Genomic DNA, 21,493 nt, shown 5'->3' with positions numbered 1-21,493 from the left:
TGAGCTGCCATCCTTGTAAGTGCAGACATTGGGTATTCTTGGCTTTCTTTTTTCAAGCAGAAGACGGCATACGAGGTGTCTTAGGGTCTCGTGGGCTCGGATATTTATATAAGAGACAGGATCTCGACTACGGCCTGCACACGTGTGCGCAGTGGCTGGCCTACGAGAGCGATCGCCAGTAGAGCCGCCATTGGAGTCGTGCGTCAGGAGCCGCGATGACGAGCCGTCCTGAGGCGGCGGCCAGCGCGACACGGCTCCCGGCGAGAGCCGGTCCGGGGCCGCCGCTCCCGGAGGGTGCCGATGCGGGGACGGTCGTGGTCCAGGCCGGGCCGAGGTCGGTCCACTCGATGTCCTGACGGTCGACCGTTCTCGTCAGGACGCGGTCGCCCGCGATGGCGAACAGGCGCCCGTTCATCGCCGTCAAGCGCGTGGCCCCTCCCCCGCCGCCCATCCGGGCCCAGGCGGCGTCCGCGAGCCGGCGGATGGGGAGGTACCAGAGCTCGTTGTCCGAGGTGAGGGCGAACAGGGCCTCGTCGGCGGCGGCCAGGTCCGTTGTGCGCTCCGGAGCTCGGCTCACGTCCGTCCACGGGGCCGAGGAGAGAACGGGGTCTCGGTAACGGATGGCGCCGTCGGAGGCCAGGCCGTACAGGCCCGCCGGTGGGCCGCCGTGGGCCTCGCGGGGGGCGGCCAGCGCCTGGGCGTCGGTGACGTCGATCGGGCGCCAGGGCAGGTTCTGACCGGACAGGTCGCGCGTGCTCAGCACTCCGCCGGACCCGGCGGCGAAAAGCCGGTTCTCGCACACGACGAGCGCGACCGGCTGGGCTTCCGCGGCCAGGAGCGGCGGGGCTTCCGGTGGGAGCCGCGGGGTTTCCGAGGCCGGGCGCAGTGGGCCGGCCAGGCCGATGTCCTCCCACTGCGGTGGGCCAGGAGGGCGGGAGAGACGGTCCAGGACGTTGCGGGTGACGCGAGCCAGGACCGGGTCGGTGGCCAGGGTGTTGCCCCAGTTGATGGTGCCCGCGTTGAAGATCGTCCCGGCCCCCAGCCGGTGCACGCCCATGGTGGCCGCGCCACCCCTGCCGTATCTGCGCCAGTGCGACAAGTCGGCCGTGGCGAGGACGACGAACGACGGTGGGGTGCCGTCGCGGCCGGTGGCCCGGGGGACGCCGTCCAGCCACTCCAGGTCGGCGGCGTCCGTCTCGTAACCGAGCGCGCCCCTGCCGAACGTGTCGCCGTCCCGCAGGCCGGTGCCCGCGTAGACCCAGTGGTCGGTGAAGCAGGCCGTGTAGGACTCCTGGGACATCACCCGCGAGTCGACCCAGCAGCCGGCGCCGTTGCGAAAGGTCAGCCCGGTGAGGGTGTTCTCGGGACGGTTGACGGGGTCGCTGGGCCACTCGACGGTGGTGCGGCCGGGGTCGGTGCGCGAGAGGGGGTCGGCGACGGCGTCGCGGTAGCAGACCATGGTGCGAAGGTCGTCCTCGAAGCGGACCTGCCACCAGCAGGTGTTGCCAGAGAATATGGCGATATTTCCACCGCCCCGCGCGAACGCCTCCACCGCGTCCCGCATCTCCCACGACCAGTACTCGTCGTGTCCGTTGATCACCAGCAGCCGGTAGCGACTCAGCAGGTCGAGACCGTCGTGCAGGTCCAGCCCCGAGCAGTAGTCGACCGCGTACCCCGACGGCCCGAGCCACCGCAGCAGCCCGAGCTCCCACTCCTCGACCTGCGGCCCCGCCCCCGGCCGGTCGAAGCTGACCTTGACCGCGCGATCGGGCTGCTCGGACTGGTAGAGCCCCTCGCCGGGGACGCCGGGCCGGTTGTACGCCTCCCAGGTGGGAAAAGGAATCGCCACCACCACCGACGAAGCAGGCACACTCCCCCGTACGACGAAATATGCTGACCCGTCGCCCAGGACGGCGCGATAGAGCGAGCTGGGCCAGTCCGAGCCCACCTTGAGCGTCCAGGTGTCGCCGTCGGCCGTGTCCCGGAGCACGACCCGCCCTGACGGCACGTCCTCGACGCTGATCGCGCCCCCGTCCCCGAGCAGGTGGAACCGGAGGGTCTCGCCCTGTGCGCACGACGTGGTCGCCGCGTACAGGCTCATGCGACCGCCGCCTCGACCAGCATCGACTCCATGTCGAGCAGGAACCGCTCGATCCCCGGCGGTGCGAGCAGCGCGGTGTCGGCGTACAGCGACACCTCCATACGCCCCGGCTCGCCGCCGAGGTGCAGCCGGAAGTCGCAGATGTTGCGGTCCATGGTGTCCGTCCAGGCCAGCTCGGTGCGCTCCATCGAGGCGCGGACGGCCCGCTCGTCCAGTCCTGTCGCCCCGTCGCGCTGCACCAGCCGCTGGTCGTTGAAGCAGCCGAACGACCTGATCCCCGGCCCCACGCCCGACACCGCCGCCTCCATCGCGTACGGATCGAACTGGGCCTGCCGGTACGCCCGCAGGGCCACTCGCCAGCCCTGCCGCACCAGCTCCCCGAAGTCCGAGGTGTGCAGGTCGAGGAGCACGAGTCCCTCCTGCGAGATCGTGGAGACCACGTCGCGGCGATCGGCCGCGAACCGGTTGTTGACGATCACCCGCATGCCGCAGAACCGCTGGCCCGTGAGCCGCCCGGCGAGCCGGACCGCGGCCGTGAGCAGCACCGTCGAGGAGCTCACCCGCTCGCGGGCCGCCACGGCCTGCGCCGCCGCGGCGATCGCCGTGGAGGTCATCGTGGCTTCCCAGAGCCGCGGGCGCCGGGGGACGTCCGAAAGGATCACGGGGTCCATGCGACGGTATTCGGACAGCCAGAAGGACAGGGCCTCGTCCGACATACGCCTGCCCTCGGCCGAGCACTGCCACTGGGCGATCTCGCGCGGCGTGGCAGTCTCCACCGGCGGCAGCGAATCGCGCAGCAGGAGCAGCCGGAAGTCCTTCACCAGGAGTTCGGCCGCGTGCCCGTCGGCGGCCAGGTGGCAGAGGACCAGCACGACATGCCGGACATGGTCGCCGGCCACGAGGAACGCCACCCGCAACGGCCACTCCTCCCAATAGTCGAACGGCTTGGCCGACAACCGGTCGCACACCACCTGCGCGGGTTCGTCCGTCACCTCGACGTACGGCCGGGCGATGGGCGAGATCCGCTGCCGGGGGCGGTCTTGGGGCCCGCTGAGCCGGGTACGCAGCGCCTCATGCCTGGCGACGAGCCCGTCCAGGGCTTTGACGGCGCGCTCGACGGTCACGGGCCGCTTCGGCGCGGCGAAGATCCGGCCGATGTTGAGATAGTGCTCCTCCGGCCGCGCCGCCACGACGGCCCGCCAGATGTCCTGCTGCCCCCAGGTGAGCGGCGACTCAAGCATGGAGCCGTAAGTAGTCCACCAGCTCGTCCAGGCTGCCGGCCGACGCCAGGTCGAGTTCGACGCCGAACTCCGCCTCCACCGCGTCGATCAGCCTGAGATAGCCGAGCGAAGTGACGCCGAGATCGGCCAGCCTGGCCTCACCCGTCAGCACCTCGGCCGCCTCGACCTCGCCGTCGGTGGCCTTGGCGACCATGTCGGCGAGCCGTCCGCGTAGCTCCTCGTCCGTCTGCACCTGGAAAAGCCCTCCCGTTTCAGGGAAATCCGGGGCGAGTGTGTCATGCGGGACCTGATGGCGGCAAGCGTCTGCCGGGAAGGGGTTGACGCAATTGTGCATTTTTTCTAGCGTCTTGCGGCAGCCCGATAATAATTTTGGGGGTGGTTCAGTCGGCCCTTCCTGTCCCTGCTCTGCTGAGCTCACGAGCCGCCACCGCCCCCGACCACGAAGCCCTCATCGTCGCCGGAACGGGCGGCCTGACACTCGGCGAGTGGGACGAACGCTCCAACGCCGCCGCGCACGGCCTGCTCGACCATGGCGTACGCCGAGGTGACCGGGTCGCGCTGGTGTTCGGCGGCGGTGACTGGCTCGACTACGCCGTGAGCTGGATGGCCGTGCTGAAGGCGGGTGCCGTCGCGGTCCCGCTGTCGGACCGCTTGGCCGCGCCGGAGCTGGCCCGCCTGATCGAGCACTGCGGCGCGACGACGACCATCCGGCGCGACGACGAGCTCTATGACGCGTCCGGCCCGAGCGCGTCCGGCCCCGTCCAGTCCAACGCGGTCCCGTTCAAGGCCGATCCGCTCGACCTCGCCCAGATCCTCTACACCTCCGGCACCACCGGACAGCCCAAGGGCGTGGCCGCGAGTCACGCGAATCTCACCTCCCCGCCTGTCCACCCCAAACGCCGCCCGTTCTCTCACTCCAGGCATCTCGTGCACGCGTTCCCCATCGGCACGAACGCCGGCCAGGTCATGCTGCTCCACGCGCTGACCGCCGCGCCCACCGTGGTCACCCTGCCGCTGTTCACGCCGGCCCGCTTCGCGGCGCTCATCGAGTCGTACGCGGCGGGGACCGTGTTCGTCGTGCCCGCGATGGCCATCGAACTGCTCGGCGCACGCGTCCAGGACCGCCACGACCTGTCGAGCGTGCTGCTGCTCGGCTCGGCCGCCGCCGCGCTGCCGCCGAAGGTCGCGGCCCAGCTGAGCGAGGCGTTCCCGAACGCGACGGTCGCGAACTACTACACCTCGACCGAGGCGGCCCCGGCCCAGACCATCATGATCTACGACCCCGACCGGCCGAGCGCTCTCGGGCACGCGGCCGGCGGCCTGAAGATCGCGGACGCCGACGGGAACCCGGCCGGGCCGTGCGAGACCGGCGAGGTGTGGCTGCGCACCCCGGCGCACTCCCGTGCCTACTACGGCGAGCAGCGGAACGACACCTTCCGGGACGGCTGGGTACGCATGGGCGACCTCGGCTACCTCGACGACGAGGGCTACCTGTACCTCGTCGACCGGGAGAGCGACGTGATCAAGTCGGGCGCGTTCAAGGTCTCGACGCTCCAGGTCGAGGCCGCGCTGCACGAGCATCCGGCCGTGTCCGAGGCGTCGGTGTTCGGCGTGACGCACCCGGTCATGGGCATGGCGGTGGCGGCGGCCGTCGTGTCACGCGAGCCGGTGACGCTGGCCGGCCTGCGAGCCTTCCTGTCCGAGCGGCTCGCCCAGCACGAACTGCCCACCCGGCTGCTGTGCGTGGAGGCGCTGCCCAGGAACACCGCCGGAAAAGTGATCAAGCGAGAACTGCGCGGTATGGCAGAGGAGTGAACATGGTCCTGGCGTCGCAGGCGCAGCACGGGATGTGGATCACCGAGATGATGCACGGCACCGGCACGGCCTACCACATGCCGTTCGCCATGTGGTTCGACGGCCCGCTGGACCGGGAGGCGATGCTGGCGGCGTGCCGGGCGGTGGTCGCGCGGCACCCGGTGCTGGGCTGCGCCTTCGAGGAGCGTGACGGCTCGCTGCACCTGGTGTCCGCCACGGGCGTCCCACCGATCGCGTTCGTCGTGGAGCCGGACCCGCAGACCCTGATCGAGCGGGAGATCGCGCTGCCGTTCGAGCTGTCCACCGGGCCGCTGGCCCGGTTCACGCTGGTGGAGATTTCGCCGTCCCGGCACCTGCTGCTGTTCGTGGGTCATCACCTCGTCTTCGACGGCATGTCGAAAGACCTGCTCGTACGGGATCTCGCCGCCGGCTACTCCGGAGCCCCCTCTCCGCCCCTGCCCATGCCGTACGGGACTGCGGAGAAGCCCTCGCTGGAGGCGCAGGCGTACTGGCGGGCGCGCTGGCGGGAGGTGCCGCACGTGGTGATCAACGGGGTGACCAGGACACCGCAACTGGCCGAGCGCGGCGAGACCGTGCTGCGCGACCTGACTCACGACATGCCCGACCTGCCCGGCGTGACCAGATTCCAGGTGTTCCTCGCCGCCGTGCACGCCCTTCTTCACCGGTACGGCAACGCCGACACGTCCGTGGCCGTGGCCATGTCGACCAGGACCGCCGAGACCCGGGACCACATCGGCCTGTTCGCCACCGAGCTGCCGGTGTTCTCTTCGTTCCCGTCCGGAGGCTCCTTCCGCGAACTGGCCCTGGGCATCAGGAACGAGGTACGCGAGCTGAACGCTTTCCGCGAGGTGCCGGTGGCCAGGGCGGTGGGCGGCATCAAGCCGAGGGTGGCGCTCGCACCGGTGTCCATCAGCTTCCGGCGGCGCGCGCCCGACCAGGTCTTCCCCGGGCTGAGGCTGTCGGTGGAGTGGAAGATGTCCAACCACATGGTGAGGAACGCCCTCCATCTCCAAGCCGTCGACGGCGCCGACGGCCTGCGCCTTACGCTGCACTACAGCCCGGACGTCATCTCCCGGCAGGACGTCGAGCTGGCCGCGGACCACCTCGCCGCGGTGCTGCGCGCGGTCTCCGCCGATCCAGAGGTGCGACTCGCCGACCTGTCGCTCCCCGTCGCCCACCTGGACGCCACCCTGGACTCCACAGGGGCCACGCCGGAGGCCGGGCCCGCGCACGCCGAAGCCGGCGCCGAGCCGATCGAGGAAGAGCTGATCGAGCAGGTGCGGCTGATCTGGATGGAGGTCCTGCGGATGGACCACATCGCGCCGGACGAGGACCTCTACGACCTCGGCGGACATTCCCTGACCATCACGCAGATCAGCGCGCGGATCAGGAAACGGCTCGGGGTGGAGGTGCCCTTCGACGTGTTCCTCGACGATCCGACGATCACCGGGGTGGCCGCGGCCATCGACGGGCTGCGGCCATGATCTCTTTAGGCCAGGAGCGGCTCTGGTTCCTGCAGCGGCTCGACCCGTCCGACGCGGCTTACCGGGTGGCGGTGGTACGGCGGTTGCGGGGGACACTCGACGTCGAGGCGCTGACGAGGGCGTTCGGGGATGTCGTGGAGCGGCACGAATCGTTGCGCACGAGGTTCCCTGACCAGGACGGGCTGCCGGTCGCGGTGACCGACCCGCCGGGGGTGGTCCCGGTGGAGCTCGTCGCGTTCGAGCGGGCGGGCCCGGAGGGGCCCGTGCTCGATCAGGTCGTGCGGCTGCTCGGTGAGCGCGCCAACACGCCCTTCGATCTGGCCTCCGCCCCACCCCTGCGGATCACGCTGGTCCGGCTGGCAGACGACGACCACGTGTTGTGCGTGGTGCTCCACCACATCATCGGCGACGGCTGGTCCCTGAACGTGCTGATGAACGATCTGGCCGCCTTTTACCTCGCCCGCACGGAAGGCGTACCGGTCTCCCTTCCCGACCTGCCCGTCCGCTACGCCGAGTACGCCGACGCCCAGCGGACCTCCGACGCCGGCGCCGACATCGACTACTGGACGAGCCGGCTCGCCGGGGCGACGCCGCTGGAGTTGCCCACGGACCGGCCGCGTCCCGCCCAGCGGAGCAGCGCGGGCGACGACGTGGGCTTCGACCTGCCGCCCGAACTCGCCGACGCGCTCTCCCTGCTGGCCAGGGCCGAGCGCTCGACGCTGTTCATGGTGCTGCTGGCCGCGTACCAGGTGCTGCTGGCCAGGCATGCCGGTCAGGACGACATCGTGGTCGGCTCGCCCACCGCCGGTCGCGATCGACCGGAGCTGGAGCCGATGGTCGGGCTGTTCGCCTCCACACTGGTGCTCCGGGGGGATCTGTCAGGGGATCCGCCGTTCGCCGAGCTGCTGCGCCGTACCCGCCGTACGGTGCTGGAGGCGATGGCGCACCGCGAGGTGCCGATCGAGCGGGTGCTGTCCGCGCTCGACATCGAGCGCGACCTGTCACGTACGCCGCTGTTCCAGGCGATGCTGGCGCTGCACAACTCCGCGGTCGGCTACGGCGAGGCGGAGTCGTTCGCCGGGATGGAGAGCCTGCCGTTCGCGCACGGGGCCCCTCCGGCCATGGTGGACCTGCGGATGGATCTCTGGCCGTCGGACAAGGGCTGGCACGGGGCGTTCTTCTACAGCACCGAGCTGTTCGACCGGGAGACGGTGACCCGGCTCGCGGCCCGCTTCCTGACCTTGCTCGCCTCGATCGTCGCCTCTCCCGAGGCTCGGCTGTCGGAGCTCGACCTGCTTCCCGCCGCCGAACGCGCGCTGCTCGACCGGGCCTCGAACGGCCCGCCCCTGGAGGTGCCGGCCGCGACCGTGGTGGACCTGGTCATGCGGCAGGCCCGGCTGCGTCCGGACGCGACCGCCGTCTCGTGCGGCGACCACCACCTCTCCTACGCCGAACTCGCCGCCCAGGCCCTGCGGGTCGGGGGCGAACTGCGGGAGCGGGGCGCGGGGCCCGGAGCCGTGGTGGCCGTCCGCCTGCGGCGGTCGGTGGAACTGCCCGGGACGCTGCTCGGCGTGATGCTGACGGGAGCCGCCTACCTGCCGATCGACCCGGCGCTTCCGGCGAGCCGGATCGCCTACGTGCTGGCGGACTCGGGAGCCCGGTTCACCCTGGGCGACGACGTCCCACCCTCGGCCGTCACCTCTGCACCCGCCACCGCCGGGTCCGACGGCGGGGCTGCCGCCTATGTGCTCTACACCTCCGGCTCGACCGGCCGCCCGAAGGGGGTGGCCGTGCCCCACTCGGCGCTGGTGAACCTGCTGGCCGGGATGGAGCACCTGCTCGGGGCCCGACCGGCGGATGTGTGGCTGGGCAGCACCTCCCTCTCCTTCGACATCGCGGGGCTGGAGCTCTATCTGCCCCTGGTGACCGGCGGGCGGCTGGTGCTGGCCGGCGACGAGACCGTGCGCGACGGCACCGCGCTGGCCGGGCTGATCTCCGCGGCGGGCGTCACCCACGTACAGGCCACCCCGTCGGGCTGGAACATGCTGCTGTCCGCCGGACTCGACGCGTCCGGGCTGGTGGCGCTGACGGGTGGCGAAGCGCTGCCGCTCGCGCTGGCCAGGCGGTTGCGACGGAGGGTGGCGCGGCTGTTCAACATGTACGGCCCGACGGAGACCACGATCTGGTCCACCGCCTGGGAGGTCCCCGCCGAGCCCGGCCGGGTGAGCATCGGACGGCCGATCGCCAACACCCACATCCACGTGCTCGACGGCGCCGGCGCGACGGCGCCGGTCGGCGTGCCCGGCGAGCTGGCGATCGGCGGGGCCGGACTCGCGCTCGGCTACCTGGGCAGGCCGGAGCTGACCGCCGAACGCTTCGCGAACGGGCTCTACCGGACCGGCGACCGGGTCAGGTGGCTCGGCGACGGCAACCTGGAGTTCCTCGGGCGGGGCGACGGCCAGGTGAAGCTGCGCGGGCACCGGATCGAGCTGGGCGAGATCGAGACCGCCCTGGAGTCGCATCCGGAGGTGCGGCAGGCGGCCGTCGTCGTCCGCGAGGACGAACTGGTCGCCTACGTGGTGACCACGCCTCCCGCCCGGACCGCCGGTCACCTGGGCCACCCGGCGGACCTGCTCCAACACGCGGCCGGATGGTTGCCCTCGTACATGGTGCCCCGTGTCGTGGTGGCGCTCGACGCGCTGCCGATGACGCCCAACGGCAAGGTCGATCGGCTGTCGCTGCCCGCGCCGGATGGGCCGGTGGCGGGCAGGGGAGGCAGGCCGCGCACCGCCCGCGAGCGGCAGGTGGCCAAGATCTTCGGCGACGTGCTCAGGATCGGCGACATCGGCGCGGACGACGACTTCTTCGCCCTCGGCGGGCACTCGCTGCTGGCCACCCAGGTCATCGCCAGGCTGGAGGCCGCGGGGGCGACGGTGCCGCTGCGGACGTTGTTCGGGCAGCCGACCGTGGCCGGGTTCGCGGCCACGCTGGAGGGTCTGCCCGACGAACCGGGCCGTCCCCCCGCCCCGCGCCCGCCCGGCACGCTGCCTCCGCTCTCGGCCGCCCAGGAACGGCTGTGGTTCCTGCACCGGCTCGATCCGGGCGACGCCTCGTACAACATGTACATCGTGCGCAGGCTTCGCGGCCCACTCGACCCCGAGGCGCTGCGACGGGCGCTGACCGCGCTGCTCGCCAGGCACGAGTCGCTGCGCACGCGCTTTCCCGAGGTGGACGGGCGGCCGGTCGCCGTCGTCGAGCACGCCGCGCCCGCCGCCGTCGAACGGCTCGACGCGCGTGACGAGGCGGAGGCCCGCACGTGGGTCGCCGCCCGCACCAATGCCCCCATGGACCTCGGTACGGCGCCGCCGCTCCGGATCACGCTGATCCGTCTGGGTGGCGACGATCACGTGCTGTGCGTGGTGCTCCACCACATCATCGCCGACGGCTGGTCGATCACCGTCCTCCTGAACGACCTGGCCGCCCTGTACGCCGAGGCCCTGTCGAGCGAGTCCCTGGCCAGCGGGGCGGGGGGCCTGGCGCCGCTGGTCGTCCAGCACGGGGATGTCGCGCGGTGGCAGCGGGAGCAGGACGGGACCGCGGCGCTGGAGTACTGGCGGGAACGGCTCGCCGACCCGCCCACGCTGGCGCTGCACACCGACCGGCCGCACGCACCAGGTCCGACGCGGGGTGACTTCCACCTGCTGGACATCCCCGACGATCTGGCCAAGGCGCTGGACGCGACGGCGCGGAGGCAGCGCAGCACGCTGTTCATGGTGCTGCTGACGGCGTACCAAGTGCTGCTGGCGCGGCACACCGGTCAGACGGACGTCCTGGTCGGCTCGCCCACCGCCGGGCGGGACCGGGTGGAACTGGAGCCGATCGTCGGCTATCTCAGCACCACGCTGGTGCTGCGCGGTGACCTGTCGGGCGACCCCACGCTGGACGAGCTGCTGGCCAGGACGCGGAGAACGGTGCTGGACGCGATGGCGCATCAGGACGTGCCGTTCGAGCGGCTGCTGGCGGATCTGGATATCGAGCGGGACATCACCAGGAAGCCGATGTTCCAGACCATGCTGACGCTGAACAGCCAGACAGCGGACGGGGAGCAGGATCGGCTCGGTGACGAGCTGGAGATGTCGTACTTCGACGATGGCTTTCGTCAGGCCAAGTTCGATCTGGTGGTGGAGGCTTGGCGGGCGCCGGGGCGGCTGCGGGTGGCGTTCGGGTACGACGCGGGGCTGTTCGACCCGGAGACGGTGGCGGGGCTGGCCGAACGGTTCGCGGTGCTGTTACGCGGAATAGCCGACCCGGACAACCGGCATGCCCGCCTGTCGAGCCTGCCGATGCTCACCGCCGCCGACTCGGAGCTGATCGCTTCGGCGGGTGGCGACGGGAACGCCGTACCGGGTGCCGACGTGCCGGAGATGATCGCGGAAGCCGTCGCCGCCCACTCCCATGAGCCGGCCGTCGTCTGCGGGTCCGAGAGCGTGACCTACGGCGAGCTGGCCGAGCGGGTGTCCCGGCTGGCCACCGAACTGACGCGGCGCGGCGCGGGGCGTGGTGACGTGGTCGGCCTCCGTCTCGGCCGGTCGATCGACGCCGTGGTGGCGATGCTGGCTATCTGGCGCACCGGAGCCGCCTACCTGCCCCTCGACCCCGCCTATCCCGCCGCACGCCATCAGCACATGATCACCACGAGCGGCGCCCGCCTGATCGTCTCCGACGGCCTGCGCATCTCAGGCGGCCTTTCCGCCTCCGGCACGAACCGGGATCCCCACGATCGGCCTGTCCCGAACGGTCCCCACATCGGCCAGGACCCCGGCGAAGGCCTCGCGTACGTCATCTACACCTCCGGCTCCACCGGCACCCCCAAGGGGGTGGCGGTCGAGCACGCCGGCCTGGCCGCCCGGGTCCGGTGGATGCGCCGCGAGTACGGCCTGCGTCCCCGAGATCAGGTGGTCCAGCTGGCCTCCTTGAGCTTCGACACCCACGCCGAAGAGCTCTACCCGGCGCTGACCACAGGCGCCACGGTCGTGCTCGTCCCCGACGGCGGCGCCACCCTCCCCGATCTGCTCGCCGAACGTCCCGGCATCACCGTGCTCGATCTCCCGACGGCGTACTTCCACCAGCTCGTGGACCTGATCGACGAGATCGCCTGGCCGGCTGCCCTGCGCCTGGTCGTCATCGGCGGCGAACAGGTGCACGCCACCGCGCTGGCCCGTTGGCGGCGGCGTTTCGGCGATCGGGTGCGGCTGGTCAACACGTACGGCCCCACCGAGACCACGATCGTCGCGACCGCCGCCGACCTGGCGGGCGGCCCCGGCGGCGCGTCGGCACGGACGACCTACGGCGACGATCCGCACCCGCCGATCGGCCGCCCGATCCAGGCCACCACGATCCGCGTCCTCGACGCCCACGGCGCGCCCACACCGCCCGGCGCGCCCGGTGAGCTGTACATCGGCGGGCCGGGTGTCGCCCGCGGCTATCTCGGACTGCCGGAGCTCACGGCCCAGCGCTTCGTCCGGCTCCCCGACGGCGGCCGGTACTTCCGCACCGGCGACCGGGTCCGGCTGCGCCCCAACGGTCTGCTGGAGTTCCTCGGGCGGATGGACGAGCAGGTCAAGGTGCGGGGCTTCCGCATCGAACCGGGTGAGGTCGAGCACTGCCTGCGCACGCATCCGGACGTGCGGCAGGCCGCGGTGGTCGCCAGGGACGGCGAGCTCGTCGCCTATGTGGTGGGCGAGGTGGCCGAACTGGCCCACCATGTGGCCGGGCGGCTTCCGCCGTACATGGTCCCCACTCGCTGGGTCGTACTCGACGCGCTGCCGCTCACCGCGAACGGCAAGCTCGACCGCGGCGCGCTGCCGGAGCCGGGCCGCGCCGCGGGCCAGGAGGCCACGCCGCCGCGTTCGGACGCGGAGGAGCTGGTCGCCGACGTCTGGGCCGAGGTGCTCGGCGCGGACAAGGTGGGCGCGTTCGACGACTTCTTCACGCTCGGCGGGCACTCGCTGCTCGCCATCAGAGTGGCGGCCCGGCTCCGGGCGATCGCGGGTGTGGACCTGCCGATCCGTACGCTGTTCGCCCGCCGGACCGTCGCCGAACTGGCGCGCGCCGTCGAGGAGGCGTTGCTGACGGAGGTGGCCGGGCTGTCCGACGAACAGGCGCTGAGCATGCTGGATCCGGAGGACACGGCGTGACCGAGCTGACCGAGGCCCAGCGGGCGCTGCTGACCCAGCGGTTGCGGCGGCGCAAGAGCACAGCGACGATTCCGGCGCTGCGGGAAGGGCAGGCGCCGCCGCTGTCCTACGCCCAGGAGCGGCTGTGGTTCATGGAGCAGTACGCGCCGGGCAACCCCGCGCACACGATCCCGTTCGTACGGCGCCTGCGCGGCCCGCTCTCCGCAGACCTGCTGGGCGACGCACTGAACCGGGTCGCCGCCCGCCACCAGCCGTTGAGGACCCGCTTCCCGGTCGGTGACGACGGGCAGCCCGCGGTGACGGTCTCGGCCGCCGTCACGGTCCCGCTCACCATCGCCGACCTCACCTGCCCCGCTGGGGGCTCCACCGACGAGGCGCGGGCTCTGGCCGACCGCTTCCTCGCCGAGCCGTTCGACCTGGTGACCGGGCCGGTGATCAAAGCCCTGCTGGTACGGCTGGCGGCCGACGATCACGTGCTGGCCATCGCCGTACACCACATCGCAGCCGACGGCTGGTCCGCGAACATCCTGCTCCGCGAGATCCTGACCTGCTACGACCGGGATCCGCTGCCCGAACTGCCCATCACCTACGGGGACTTCGCCGCCTGGCAGCGCGAGCGGCCCGGCGACGCGGACGACGTGGCCTACTGGCGGGAGCGGCTGGCCGGCCTGCCACCACTCGAGCTGCCCACGGACTTCCCCCGGCCGCCCGAGCTGACCTACCGCGGTGCGGCACACCATTTCGCCGTGAACCCCGCTCTGGTCACGCGGCTGGAGCGGCTCGGGCGGGAGCACGGCGCCACGCCGTACATGGTGCTGCTGGCAGCTTTCGCGGCGCTGCTCGGCCGCTACGCCGGGCAGGAGGACGTGGCGGTGGGCTCCCCCGTGGCCGGGCGGTCGCTGCCGGAGCTGGACGGGCTCGTCGGCTGCTTCATCAACATGCTCGCCATGCGGGTGGATCTGTCGGGCGATCCGTCGTTCCTGGAGTTGACGCACCGGGTGCGGGACATGTCCATGGACGCCTACGCGCATCAGGAGCTGTCGTTCGAGCGGCTGGTCTCGAAGCTGAACGTGCCGCGGGAGGTGTCACGATCGCCGCTGTTCCAGGTCCTGTTCGCGATGCAGAACTACGGCGGCGAGCCGTCATCCCCCGGCGAGCTGGCCGTCGAAGGTTTCTCGCCGGGAGTGTGGGCCACCCGATTCGATCTGGAGCTGTACACCGGCGGCGATGGTTCGTTCCTGTTCGTCTACAACGTCGCACTGTTCTCGGCCGAGCGGATCTCGCGCATGGCCGGGCATCTCAGCGCCATGCTCGACGGGATCGCGGCCGACCCGTCGGCCCCCGTCTCCACGATCGAGCTGCTCACGGCTCCGGAACGGGCGGAACGGGAGCGGTGGAACGACACAGGGCTCGACCTCGGCGCGGCCGACCTGTTGCACCGCCCGTTCGAAGAGCGGGTGCCGTACGCGCCTGATGCTGTCGCGGTGACCCACCCGGGCGGCGAGATCACGTACGCGGAGCTGGACCGGCGGGCCGGGCTGCTGGCCGCCGAGCTGACGTCAGCGGGCGTGGGCCGTGGAGAACTGGTCGCGGTCGTGATGGAGCGAGGGTGGGAGCAGGTGGTCGCGGTGCTGGCCATCGGCAAGGCCGGAGCGGCGTACCTGCCGATCGACGCGGATCTGCCGGACCAGCGACGCTTCGAGCTGATGGCACGCGGCGAGTGCCGCGTCGCGGTGACCCAGCCGCGGCTGGACCTGACCTGGCCCGCCGACGTGACCCGCGTGACAGTGACCTGCCCCACCGCATCCCCGGCGGACAGCGCGCACCCCGAGTGTCCGGCGTCGCCCGACGACCTCGCCTACGTGATCTTCACGTCGGGCTCGACCGGCGCGCCGAAAGGCGTGATGATCGAGCACCAAGCCGCACTCAACACCATCCGCGACATCAACCACAGGTTCCGCGTCGGACCCGCCGACCGGGTCCTCGCCTTGTCGGCCCTGAGCTTCGACCTCTCCGTGTACGACATCTACGGCGCCCTGGCAGCCGGGGCGACCCTCGTCATGGGCGAGCCGTCGGCCGACAAGGACCCCGCCGCCTGGGCCCGCCTGGTCACCGAGCACCGCGTCACCGTGTGGAACTCGGTCCCCGCCCTCATGGAGCTCCTGGTCGACCACGCCGAGCACGAAGGCACCGACCTGAGCTCGCTGCGCCTGGTGATGATGTCAGGCGACTGGATCCCGCTGACCCTCCCCGACCGGATCCGCGCCCTGGCCCCGGAGGCGGAGATCATCAGTCTGGGCGGCGCCACCGAAGGTTCGATCTGGTCCATCTTCCACCCGATCGGCGAGGTGGACCCGGGGTGGTCGTCCATCCCCTATGGCCGCCCGCTGGCCAACCAGTCCTTCCACATCCTGGACCGCGGCCTGTGCGACGTGCCCGTGGGCGTGCCCGGCGACCTCTACATCGGCGGAGCGGGCGTGGCCACCGGCTACTGGCGCGAACCAGACCGAACCGCCGCCGCCTTCATCCCCCACCCGCGCACCGGCGAGCACCTCTACCGGACGGGGGATCTGGGCCGCTACGCCCCGGACGGCACGATCGAGTTCCTCGGCCGCGCCGACGCACAGGTGAAGATTCGCGGCTACCGCATCGAACTGGGTGAGATCGAGACCCACCTCTCCCGTCACCCGGACGTGACCGAGTGCGTGGTCACCACCCACGGCTCCGGCACCCAGACCCAGCTGGTGGCGTACGTGGTCGGCGAGCCGGATCCGGTACGCCTGCGCGCCCATCTCGCCGAAACCCTGCCCGCGTACATGATCCCCAGCCTCTTCGTCCCCCTCCCCCAGCTGCCTTTGACGGCCAACGGCAAGGTGGACCGGCGCCGCCTCCCCGCCCCCACGTCATCGGTGGAACGGGCGGAAGCGGGCGAGCGCATCGCGCCGGCCACGGAGGCGGAGCGCCTGGTCGCCGCGGTCTGGGCCGAGGTACTCGACGTGGCCACCCCTGACGGCGCGGCCATCGGGGTCGATGACGACTTCTTCGACGTCGGCGGACACTCCCTGCTGGCGATCAAGGTGGTGGCCAGGCTACGCAGGGTGTTGCCACCCGACGCGGCGCCCATCGCCGTGGTGGACCTGTTCAAGCACCCGACCATCCGCGAGTTGGCCGCGCTGGTCGACGGCACCGCTACCGCGTCGCGGGGGCTCCTGCACGAGCTGACGCCTCGCCGTGCCGCTCCTCCTGAGCTCACGTATGTGTGCGTGCCGTACGGCGGAGGCGCGGCGGTGGTCTATCAGCCGCTGGCAGATGCCCTGCCGGAGACGTACGCCCTGTGGTCGCTCGCCATCCCTGGGCATGATGTCGGCCTGGATGAGGAGCGGCTGCCGCTGGACGAGGTGGCGAGCAGGTGCGTGAGCGAGATCCAGGAGAAGGTGCACGGGCCCGTCGCGTTGTACGGGCACTGCGGCGTGGGGTCGGCCCTGATCGTCGAGATCGCGCGGCGGCTGGAGGCAGCGGGGCGCGAGCTCGAAGCGGTGTACATCGGGGCGATCTTCCCGTTCGCCCGCCCGGGGAACGGGCCCATGGCGGCGCTGTCCAAGCTGGCCAGGCGCGAGTTCCTGCGGAGCGACCGCAGCTATGTCAACTGGCTGACGTCCATGGGTCTCGACATGGGCGACCTGGAGCCGGGGCAAGCTCGGCACATCATCAAGAACATGCGGCGCGACAGCGAGGCCGCGGAGGAGTATTTCACCGGGCTGTTCGAGAGCTCGGTGGAGCGGTTGCGGGCGCCGATCATCAGTGTGGCGGGAGAGCACGACCCGGCGACCGAGTACTTCGAAGAGCGGTATCGCGAGTGGCACTTCCTCACGCCTACGGCCGCCGTGGTGGAGTTGGACGAGGCTGGGCACTTTTTCGTGAAATATCGAGCGGCTGAGCTCGCCGAGATCGTCACCCGCACTCACCCCGCCATCGAACACCTCGCCGTCGAACCGAGTGAGCCGGACTCAGACCCGGTCACAGACCCGGTCACAGCACCAGAGGCGGGTCCAGAGGCCATAGGTGGGGTCAGTTGGCGGGTGCGGGAGGTGTCGCGGGCCGGGGCGCGGGCCGCCGCGACCGGGCCGCAGCCGAGCATGAAGCGGTTCATGGCCGTCGCCACCGGTCAGTTGGTGTCTCTCCTGGGGTCAGCGCTGACCGGGTTCGCCATCCCCATCTGGATCTATCTGACCACGGGCTCGTTGGCGCAGTTCGCCTTGCTCTCCGTGATCGGGCTGGTCCCGGGGATGGTGGCGGCCCCGCTGGCGGGCGCGATCGTCGACCGGGGGAACCGGCGGGCCGTCATGCTCGGCAGTGACGCCGCCGCCGTCGGCACCCAGCTCGTCTTCGGGACACTTCTCTGGACGGGGAACCTGCAGACCTGGCACGTCTACCCCCTCCTCGCGGTTCTGTCCGTGGCGCTCACGTTCCAGCGGCTGGCCTACACCTCGGCCGTGCCACAACTCGTCCCCAAGCGTTATCTCGGGCACGCCAACGGCATCGTCCAGATGGCCGGTGGCATGACGCAGCTGCTCGTCCCCCTCGCAGCCGTCGGGCTGATGGCCGCGATCGGGCTGGAGGGGATACTCGTGCTCGACGTGGCCAGTTACGCGTTCGCGATCGTGGTGACGTCGCTGGTGCGCTTCCCCGCCGCGATGGCCTGGCGCCGGAAGGAGCCGGTGCTGGCGGAGATGACAGCCGGGTTCCGCTACTCCTGGCGGAACCAGGGGTTCCGCCAGATGCTCCTGTACTTCGCGGTGCTGAACATCTTCCTGTCGCCCCTGTTCCTGCTGATCTCGCCGTTGGTGCTCTCCTTCGGCACGCTGGCGGACGTGGGCCGGATCTCGTTCGTGTCCGGCCTGGGGGTCTTCCTCGGCGGTCTGACCATGACGGCCTGGGGCGGCCCGAGGCGGGGACGGATGCGGGCGGTGCTGTGGTGCACGCTGGCGCTGGCGGTGTTCTGCCTGGTGACGGGGTTGCGGGCGGACCTGGTGACGATCGGGATCGGGGCGTTCGGGATGTCGCTCTGGGTGACGCTGCTGAACGGCATCTATGCCACGATCGTGCAGGTCAAGGTACCGCAGCGGTTCCATGGGCGGGTGTTCGCGCTGAACACGCTGATCGCCTGGTCCACACTGCCGCTCGGCTTCGGGCTCGTGGCGCCGTACGGCGCTGCGGTGTTCGATCCGCTGCTCGCCCCTGACGGGTCGCTCGCGCCGACCGTCGGAGCGCTCATCGGGACGGGCGCCGGGCGCGGGGTGGGGCTGATGTACCTGCTGTTCGCCATGGCGATGGCGGTGCTGGCGGTGGTGGCGCTGCGGTCGAGGCTGCCCGGGCTGCTCGACAGGAGCGCCGACGCGACCCCGGACGACCTCGTCGGGCTACAGGCCCTCGGACGGACGCTCTAGGGTCTCCTTCAGCGCCTGAAGGAACAGGACGACCTCCCTGCCATTGATCATCCTGTGGTCGTAGGCCAGGCCGATCGCCGCCACCGTGCGCTCGCCTTCGGGCTGTGGTGAGGTGAGGGCGATGGCGCAGGCCTGGCCGGGGAAGATGATCGGGATGGCCATGATGATGTCGGCGTCGTGATGGAGGGTGACGACGATGTTCCCGCCCGTGAGGTGCTCTTCGCTGAAGCCGCCGTGCTGAGCGAGCTTGCGGAATTCGGCCAGGCGCTCGGCGATGTCCGGCACGGCCAGGCGGTCACGGATCACCGGCACGTAGAGGCCGGTTCCCATGTCGATCGTCACGCCTACGCGTGGCTGATCGGGGATGCGGACGGTCCGGTCGTCGATGAGCTCGGCGAAGAACATCGGGAAGTCGTCGTGCAGTTGAGCGACGGCGGCGATGAGCAGGTCAGGGAGGCCGACCAGCCTGCGTAGTCGTCTGGTCAGGGTCCGGGCCGTCGTCAGAGCGGGCGTGACGTCCACCTTTATTGCGGTGTATCCGGCGGGGATGGTCTGGTGCGAAAGGGTCACGGTCCGGCCGACCGCGCGCTGGTGGTGGGACAGCGTACGGGGCTGCCCACTGCCGGTGGACATTTCGGCGGCGGCGAGCCGTTCCACGTCGGTTCGCCGTACCACCTTGACGTCCAGCCCGGCCACCAGCGCGGGGTCGAGGCCGAGCTCGTCCAGCAACGCGCGCGCCGGCGCCGTGATGATCGGCCCGTCGACGGCGGGCACCGGCCCTGGGTCGGGGTCCGGATCGGGGTCAGGATCGGGGTCAGGCTCCGGCCGGGCGGCGGGCACCGGGCCGACTCGGGCGATCAGCTGGCCCGGAGTGCACGTCGCGCCCGTCCGCAACAACTGGGTGAGCACCCCGTCCTGCTCGCTGACCAGCTCGTCCACCGTCTTCGACGTCTCCAGCGTCACCAGCGGGTCATCCCGCCGCACCGGCGCGCCGTCCTCCGCCAGCCACTCCAGCAGCGTGTACTCCGAGTCGTTGTTGTTCAGTTTCGGGACCCGGATCTCACCCATCGAGCGCCTCCAGTACGGCCCTGCAGATCATGCTGTCCTGCAGCACCACGTCACGCTCCAGGTGAGCGGCCGTGGGGATCACGCTGTCGGCCGAGCTCACCAGGCGGATCGGCCGCCGGAGTGAGCCCCACAGCCGGGTGTGCAGGTCGGCGGCGAGGTGGCCGCCCCAGGTGCCGCCCGCGCTGCCGTCCTCCGCCACGCAGATCAGTCCCACCTGACCGAGCAGTGGCAGCAGCGCGGCGGGGTCGAACGGGTACAGGCGCGACGGGACGAGCACGGCGCCGGCGAGGTCATGGGAGAGCAGCAGCGTCCGCATGGCGGCGATGGCCCGGTGCGCCACGCCACCGGGGGCGATCAGCGCGTAGTCGAGGTCGCCGTCGTACCGCACCACGGCGACGTCTTCTATGAAGTCCCGGATGAACAACTCGTCCACGTCGTACATCCGGCGGGTGTAGAGGACCTTGTCCTCGAAGAGCAGGCAGGGCTCTTCCAGTGCGAGCATGCGGTCGAGGACGGCGCGGTTGTCGTGGAACGGCGACATCTCGAAGAGGGAGAGGCCGGGCACGCCGATGAAGTGCTTCTGCAGGTTCTGGCTGTGCGTGGGGCCGTAGCCGCGGTTGCCTCCGGAGGGGCAACGGATGATCAGTGGCATGGGGACGCGCCGGCCGTACATGGAGACGGACTTGCTGGCGAAGTTCACGATCTGGTCGAAGGCGAGCGCGGCGAAGTCGCCGAACATGATCTCGACGATGGCCTTCTCCCCCGCCAGCGCGAGGCCGGAGGCGGCGCCGACGATCGCGCCCTCGCTGAGCGGCGTCGTCAGGACCCGGTCGGGGAAGCGGGTGGAAAGGCCACGGGTGATCTTGAAGGCGCCGCCGTAGGGGTCCAGGAGGTCCTCGCCGAGCACGTACACGGCGGGGTCGTCGCCGAGCAGGCCGTGCAGGGCCTGGTTGAGGTTCTCGCCCACCCTCACGCGGCGGTCCAGGCGGCCGGGGGCCGGGCGGCCACCTCTTCGGCGATCGCGTCCATGCGGGAGCGGGCCGCCGCTTCGATCCGGGCCGACTGCTCGGGGTGTTCGGCCTGGTAAGACGCGTACCAGTCGAGGCGAACGGCATCCGGCGGGCGCGTGTCGTCACCCTTGCTGTGCGGGCCGAGGCGGTGCGTGGCGAATTCCACCACCAACGGCGAGCCATCCCTGACGGTCTCCACCAAAGGCGCCAGATGCCGTCTTATTTCGGCAATATCCAAGCTCGACACCCGCGTGTACCCGATCCCGAAGGCGGCCGCCCGCCCCGCGACCGTGCCCGCCATCTGGAGCTCGGTCGGCGTGGACTGGGCGATGCCGTTGTGCTCGACCACCACGAGCAGCGGCAACCGCCAGAGCTGCGCCATGTTCAACGCCTCGTACACCGCACCCTCGCCCCACGTCCCGTCACCGATGTACACGCAGGCGAGTGCGCCGGGCTCGTGCCGCTTCAGGTGCAGGGCGACCCCGGCGGCCACCGGCAGGCTCTGCCCCTGCACCCCGGTCGACAGGTAGCGGTCGCGGCGCAGATGCTGGCTGCCCCCCACCCCATCGCACACGGCGCCCTTCCGCCCCATGATCTCGGCGAGCAGCCCTTCGGGGTCCTCGAACCGGGCCAGGTAGTGGCCGTGACCGCGATGGTTGCTGAACACCCAGTCACCATCACTCAGCAGCGGGCGCAGGGAGACGGGGACGTACTCCTGCCCGAGGCAGGTGTGAGTGGTGCCGTTGAGCTCGCCCCGCTCGAAGAGCGCGAGCAGCTTCCGTTCGAAGGACCGGATCAGCAGCAGCAGCGCCAAGTCCTCATCAGCCAGCCTGTTCATAGGCCCCTTGAGTTCCGGGAGAACCTTGAGAAAGGCTATACAACACCGACTTATCACGTCTACGGCTGATCATCGGAACGAGTCCCGGAGCGCGTCTTCGCTCCCACCGACACCGTCAGCGGGTGTCGTGTCCGGCGACCATGTCCTTCCTACGAAACGGTATGCCCACGCAACCGTCGAGACCCTCATTGCCAAGAGCGACCTGGAGGTCGGCATCTAGGCCATGGATCCGCCACAGATCCGCCCCCACCGGGTCGAGCACACCGTGACG

At 71.0% G+C, this 21,493-nt stretch carries 10 protein-coding genes; 4 read left to right on the top strand and 6 right to left on the bottom strand.

From position 1 onward, the window contains the following. Positions 1–160 precede the first annotated feature (160 nt). Genes EJK15_RS33925 through EJK15_RS73095 form a run of 3 tightly spaced genes read right to left on the bottom strand, consistent with a single transcriptional unit; the run spans position 161 to position 3,574 of the window. Positions 161–2,101 (bottom strand): N,N-dimethylformamidase beta subunit family domain-containing protein, encoded by a 1,941-nt coding sequence (locus EJK15_RS33925; RefSeq protein ID WP_138714574.1) that lies wholly within the window; start codon positions 2,099–2,101, stop codon positions 161–163. Further along, positions 2,098–3,342 (bottom strand): condensation domain-containing protein, encoded by a 1,245-nt coding sequence (locus EJK15_RS33920; RefSeq protein ID WP_138714573.1) that lies wholly within the window; start codon positions 3,340–3,342, stop codon positions 2,098–2,100. The genes EJK15_RS33925 and EJK15_RS33920 overlap by 4 nt, the downstream gene beginning before the upstream one ends. Continuing rightward, on the bottom strand, positions 3,335–3,574 hold the full coding sequence (locus EJK15_RS73095; protein WP_240777387.1) for an acyl carrier protein: 240 nt from the start codon (positions 3,572–3,574) through the stop codon (positions 3,335–3,337). The genes EJK15_RS33920 and EJK15_RS73095 overlap by 8 nt, the downstream gene beginning before the upstream one ends. Before the next feature lie 143 nt (positions 3,575–3,717). Here EJK15_RS73095 and EJK15_RS33910 point away from each other — a divergent pair, with 143 nt between their 5' ends. The 4 genes from EJK15_RS33910 to EJK15_RS33895 are packed head-to-tail and all read left to right on the top strand — an operon-like array spanning position 3,718 to position 18,306. Next, positions 3,718–5,157, top strand: a complete 1,440-nt coding sequence (locus tag EJK15_RS33910; RefSeq protein WP_240777386.1) for a class I adenylate-forming enzyme family protein — start codon at positions 3,718–3,720, stop codon at positions 5,155–5,157. A gap of 2 nt (positions 5,158–5,159) precedes the next feature. After that, entirely contained in the window at positions 5,160–6,662 is a 1,503-nt protein-coding gene (locus tag EJK15_RS33905) for a condensation domain-containing protein (protein WP_138714570.1), read from the top strand. After that, positions 6,659–12,859 (top strand): non-ribosomal peptide synthetase, encoded by a 6,201-nt coding sequence (locus tag EJK15_RS33900; RefSeq protein WP_138714569.1) that lies wholly within the window; start codon positions 6,659–6,661, stop codon positions 12,857–12,859. Before EJK15_RS33905 ends, EJK15_RS33900 begins: the two co-directional genes overlap by 4 nt. Continuing rightward, the gene (locus EJK15_RS33895; RefSeq protein ID WP_138714568.1) at positions 12,856–18,306 is read left to right on the top strand and encodes a non-ribosomal peptide synthetase/MFS transporter; all 5,451 of its coding nucleotides are present in this window, start codon (positions 12,856–12,858) and stop codon (positions 18,304–18,306) included. The genes EJK15_RS33900 and EJK15_RS33895 overlap by 4 nt, the downstream gene beginning before the upstream one ends. On the opposite strand, the gene EJK15_RS33890 is transcribed toward EJK15_RS33895, so the two are convergent. The 3 genes from EJK15_RS33890 to EJK15_RS33880 are packed head-to-tail and all read right to left on the bottom strand — an operon-like array spanning position 18,280 to position 21,222. Continuing rightward, positions 18,280–19,374, bottom strand: coding sequence for a 2-oxo acid dehydrogenase subunit E2 (locus EJK15_RS33890; protein ID WP_138714567.1), 1,095 nt, complete (start codon positions 19,372–19,374; stop codon positions 18,280–18,282). The two genes, EJK15_RS33895 and EJK15_RS33890, sit on opposite strands and share 27 nt — an antisense overlap. After that, positions 19,367–20,347, bottom strand: a complete 981-nt coding sequence (locus EJK15_RS33885) for an alpha-ketoacid dehydrogenase subunit beta (RefSeq protein ID WP_138714566.1) — start codon at positions 20,345–20,347, stop codon at positions 19,367–19,369. The genes EJK15_RS33890 and EJK15_RS33885 overlap by 8 nt, the downstream gene beginning before the upstream one ends. After that, complete coding sequence (locus EJK15_RS33880; RefSeq protein WP_138714565.1) at positions 20,344–21,222, bottom strand: thiamine pyrophosphate-dependent dehydrogenase E1 component subunit alpha; 879 nt, start codon at positions 21,220–21,222, stop codon at positions 20,344–20,346. Before EJK15_RS33880 ends, EJK15_RS33885 begins: the two co-directional genes overlap by 4 nt. Positions 21,223–21,493 lie beyond the last annotated feature (271 nt).

Source organism: Nonomuraea basaltis (genome assembly GCF_005893125.1).
GTDB lineage: Bacteria > Actinomycetota > Actinomycetes > Streptosporangiales > Streptosporangiaceae > Nonomuraea > Nonomuraea basaltis.
This window is presented reverse-complemented; position numbering and strand designations above follow the sequence as displayed.